Here is a 3,629-nt window from a genome sequence, read left to right as displayed (position 1 = left end):
ATTCCCCCTACTGTAGCCACACAACAGCTTTTTTGTCGAGGCCGCATGAATAACGGTTGGTCCTATTCAGCAGAATTTATCAATGGACGTTTTGAGCGCATTCGCTGGACACGCTCCGGTCAACCTCCCCAAGTTTCTAGTCTTAGTTTTAAAAATACTAACAACAAAGGACAGCCGATTTATCGGGGCAGTTTATTCGCCGCAGTCAGTGTCACTCTGATAGACTTATCGAAAGGAGATGTCCGTCCCGGTTCGCAAATTTCCGTGGGAGTGGAAGAATGGGGTTGGTCGCGGGGAAACTGCGGTCTTAACAGATGAACAACTTCGGTGACAAGGTAAGTTTTATTTGGAGTATCGCGGATTTGATCCGCGATACCTTTAAGCGCGGCAAATATCAAGATGTCATCTTGCCTTTCACCGTGCTGCGTCGCTTCGACTGCGTGTTAGAGCCGACCAAAGAGGAGGTCTTAGCAGCCTACAACCATTACAAAGACAAGCTCGACAACCTCGATCCCCTCCTCTGCAAAAAATCAGGATTTGCCTTCTACAACCCCAAATAAAAATCATTTTGTCTTTGGTATAGTTAAACATTCAATATTGTCTTATCACTTTTTTGAAAATGATTTAGGATCGCTAAGTATCTAAGCACAATTAATTACACATCTAAGCCACTACTCCGTCAGACTTCTGCTGTGAGTAAACAGTGAACTGAAAACTCAAATCCGATCCCTAATAGCTGTATCCCGTCTCCCGTCTCGGAGTCTCCTGTCTCGACTAGGAAATTAATTTTGCACGACTACTTATATTAAGTTGACGCTGATATTCTAGAAATATTCATTCTGGCGAAAAAACTCGGCAAATGCCACTAATATTGAGTCTTTCAGACTGTAGCGGCTGGCATTGCTGGCATTTCGAGGGTCAGTTATCCCAGCGATAACTAACTGGAAATAGTTCAGCATCCCCATAAAATTCAGTTGTTTGACTTCCATTCCCCCGAAACCCACTATTCAAACCCTTCACTTGATTTTGAAAGGCAAGAGTAAGACTGATTCTGTATTCTGTGCTACCGTTTGCCTTGGGAATTACTGAAAAGCCATTAACGCCTCTTGCCAAAACAGACCACAACCTGATAAACTTGTTAAACCAATGTTTCAGGGAATAAAATGGGGCGATTTACCCCTAAGAGGGATTGACTTTCACGAAGTTTTATGATTGCCAACCGGAAAGTCCCCGAAATCTGGTGGTTAAGAGTTTTAGCCTGTTGGCTACTGGACTGACTAAGCAGACCTAACAAATTCAACTGTATGATACCGAGTCAAGACATCGGCGAGGCAGTAGATTCAGTCAGAAAAACTGACGCACAAGACTTCTCTAATTTAATGCCTAGACCTGGCTGGTAACAAGTGGCGGGTTTAGGTAAAGGTTGTTTTTGGTATTGAACCCCGATTCTTGTGGTTATTTACCCGCTTCAGTAATTGCCAATAGGGATTTTAAGCCCATAATTGGTTGAAAATTTCTATTTATTCGCAAAAATTCCCAGTCGCTCCCTGTACTAATCCTAGAGATCGACTTCATGATCAGTAATTTTCCCCAACCAATTCTCTGGAAATCACCTTCCAGAACAATTTAGTTATTTTATGAGTAGCAATGCCTTAACCAATCGTGAACATCTAATCGAACTGTATAATCGAGGTGAACGCAACTTTGCCGAAGTCAGACTTAGCGGAGTCAATTTAAAGAGACAGTGTTTAAACCAGATTAACCTAAGTCATAGTTACTTAAAACGAGCCAATTTAACTGAAGCTTGTTTAATTAACGCTAATTTCAAGGACGCTTCCCTGGAAGAAGTTAATTTAAGCAAAGCTTGTCTTATCGATGCTAACCTAACTAAAGCCGATCTTTCTGGGGCAAATTTGCGCCAAAGTAACCTAAGCGGCGCAATTTTGAGTAATACTGTCCTCAAAAAGGCTGATTTAAGTTCTGCCTGTTTAATTCACAGTAGCTTACTTTTTGCTCAACTGTTCAAAGCAAATCTGGAAGCCGCTAATCTCACCTCAGCCACTTTAACCCATGCCATGGCGGGGAAAGCTAACCTAAAACGGGCTATTCTCACTCGTGCTATTCTTAGCTCTGCTAATCTTAGCCATGCTAACTTAAAAGAAGCTAACCTAATTCGAGCCTATCTCTATCAAGCTAATCTGGAAAACTGCCAGCTTCAATACGCCGACCTCAGCTATGCCGATTTACGCGGGGCGGATTTACGCGGGGCGGATTTACGTTGTGCTAACCTCGAAGGTGCTAATCTGACGGGAGCTAACCTCAATTGTAGTGATTTTGAGGGAGCTAACTTAACCGGAGCCGATTTAAGCAAAACTGACGCGAATAAAGCCAATTTTCGCCAGGCTAACTTAACCGGTTGTAATCTGCTCGGTGCTAATTTAGCCTCCGCTAACCTTTCCGGTGCTAATCTACACCAAGCGGGATTACTCTTGAGTTATTTAGTGGGAAGCAATCTTAAACGAGCTAATCTCAAACAAGCTAACTTAATCGGGGCGATTTTAACCGAAAATAATCTCCTTTCTGCTTCCCTCGAAGAGACTATTCTTCCTAACGGTAGTCGCGGCAATCTCCTTTCCTAATATTCCTAGAAAAACCCAGTTATAGAGACTTTTCCGCCGAGGTTTCTATAACCGTGGGGTTTTTCTTGGGGAATGATGAATTATAAATTATAAATTATGAATTGGGAGTGGGGAGTGCCAGAGTTGGGAGTGGGGAGAATAAATGAAAATAATCTCCTGAATACTGTCTCCCGTCTCCTGTCTCCTGTCTCCACTAGGAAATTAATTTTGCACGACTATTCAGACCCCTCAAGGCCATGAACCGAAGATAATGGCAGACAATTACTTGATTTTACTGATAACGGGCGTTTTTTCGGGCTTATTAGCGGGTTTATTTGGTATTGGGGGTGGCACTATCTCCGTGGCGATCCTGTTAAATTTGGGCTACAGTTACGGGGAATCGGTGGCTACCAGCAGTTTAGCGATCGTTTTTACTTCCCTAGGGGGTACGATCCAAAATTGGCGATTAGGTTCCCTCAAATGGCAGCGAGTTCTCCTCTTAGGTTTACCCGGGATTTTTACGGCATTTATCGGGGTCTATCTGGTCAAATCTAGCCCCAAACACCTCCTAGAAGCGGCTTTTGGTTGTTTTTTACTACTCAATATCTATTTAACCAATCTCAAGCAAAATTTAAGCCAAAAAGAGCCAGTTTCTGCCCTTAGATTGCATCCTAATCTAGCCTGTCTGCTAACCGGAGGAATCGCTGGATTTTTAGCTGGTATTTTCGGAATTGGCGGTGGGGCGATCATGGTGCCACTACAAATGATTTTTTTGGCAGAAAAGATCAAAATCGCCATTGTCACCAGTTTAGGTGTGGTTTTACTCAATTCGATCGCCGCCTGTTTCGCTCATGCCCAAGCCGGTCATATTCTTTATCTACAAGGGATTATTTTAGGTATCGGTGGTTCCCTAGGTGTACAAGTAACCACTCGTTTTTTACCGAAATTACCGGATCGATTGGTGCGGATTACTTTTTATATTTTTCTGCTACTGATGGCCATTTATTTCTT

The 3,629-nt window shown here is 42.8% G+C and carries 5 protein-coding genes; 4 read left to right on the top strand and 1 reads right to left on the bottom strand.

What is annotated here, in order from left to right; all coding sequences use genetic code 11:
- Both PX484_RS20020 and PX484_RS20015 read left to right on the top strand, forming a co-directional pair.
- On the top strand, nt 1-318 hold a 318-nt coding region (locus PX484_RS20020), incomplete at its 5' end, for a hypothetical protein (protein ID WP_288105254.1).
- Nucleotides 315-560 carry a type I restriction-modification system subunit M N-terminal domain-containing protein gene (locus tag PX484_RS20015; RefSeq protein ID WP_002752797.1) on the top strand — a complete coding sequence of 82 codons (246 nt, stop codon included), beginning with the start codon at nt 315-317 and terminating at the stop codon, nt 558-560. The genes PX484_RS20020 and PX484_RS20015, both read left to right, overlap by 4 nt.
- Nucleotides 561-824: 264 nt before the next feature.
- Here PX484_RS20015 and PX484_RS20010 read toward each other — a convergent pair whose 3' ends face one another.
- Nucleotides 825-989, bottom strand: coding sequence for a hypothetical protein (locus tag PX484_RS20010; protein ID WP_176721629.1), 165 nt, complete (start codon nt 987-989; stop codon nt 825-827).
- 648 nt (nt 990-1,637) lie between these two features.
- Between PX484_RS20010 and PX484_RS20005 the strand changes: the two genes are divergently transcribed.
- Both PX484_RS20005 and PX484_RS20000 read left to right on the top strand, forming a co-directional pair.
- Complete coding sequence (locus tag PX484_RS20005; protein WP_288105251.1) at nt 1,638-2,639, top strand: pentapeptide repeat-containing protein; 1,002 nt, start codon at nt 1,638-1,640, stop codon at nt 2,637-2,639.
- A gap of 250 nt (nt 2,640-2,889) precedes the next feature.
- Nucleotides 2,890-3,629 (top strand): sulfite exporter TauE/SafE family protein (locus PX484_RS20000; protein WP_288105249.1); only part of this gene is annotated, 740 nt, incomplete at its 3' end.

This window comes from Microcystis sp. M49636_WE2, assembly GCF_030065375.1.
Classification (GTDB): domain Bacteria; phylum Cyanobacteriota; class Cyanobacteriia; order Cyanobacteriales; family Microcystaceae; genus Microcystis; species Microcystis aeruginosa_C.
The sequence above is the reverse complement of the archived record's forward strand: the minus strand, read 5'-3'. Positions and strand labels throughout refer to the sequence as shown.

What these genes read in the sequence shown, in the direction of transcription:
- PX484_RS20010 (WP_176721629.1), bottom strand. Translation starts at nt 989, where the DNA reads ATGGAAGTCAAACAACTGAATTTTATGGGGATGCTGAACTATTTCCAG.
- PX484_RS20015 (WP_002752797.1), top strand. Translation starts at nt 315, where the DNA reads ATGAACAACTTCGGTGACAAGGTAAGTTTTATTTGGAGTATCGCGGAT.
- PX484_RS20005 (WP_288105251.1), top strand. Translation starts at nt 1,638, where the DNA reads ATGAGTAGCAATGCCTTAACCAATCGTGAACATCTAATCGAACTGTAT.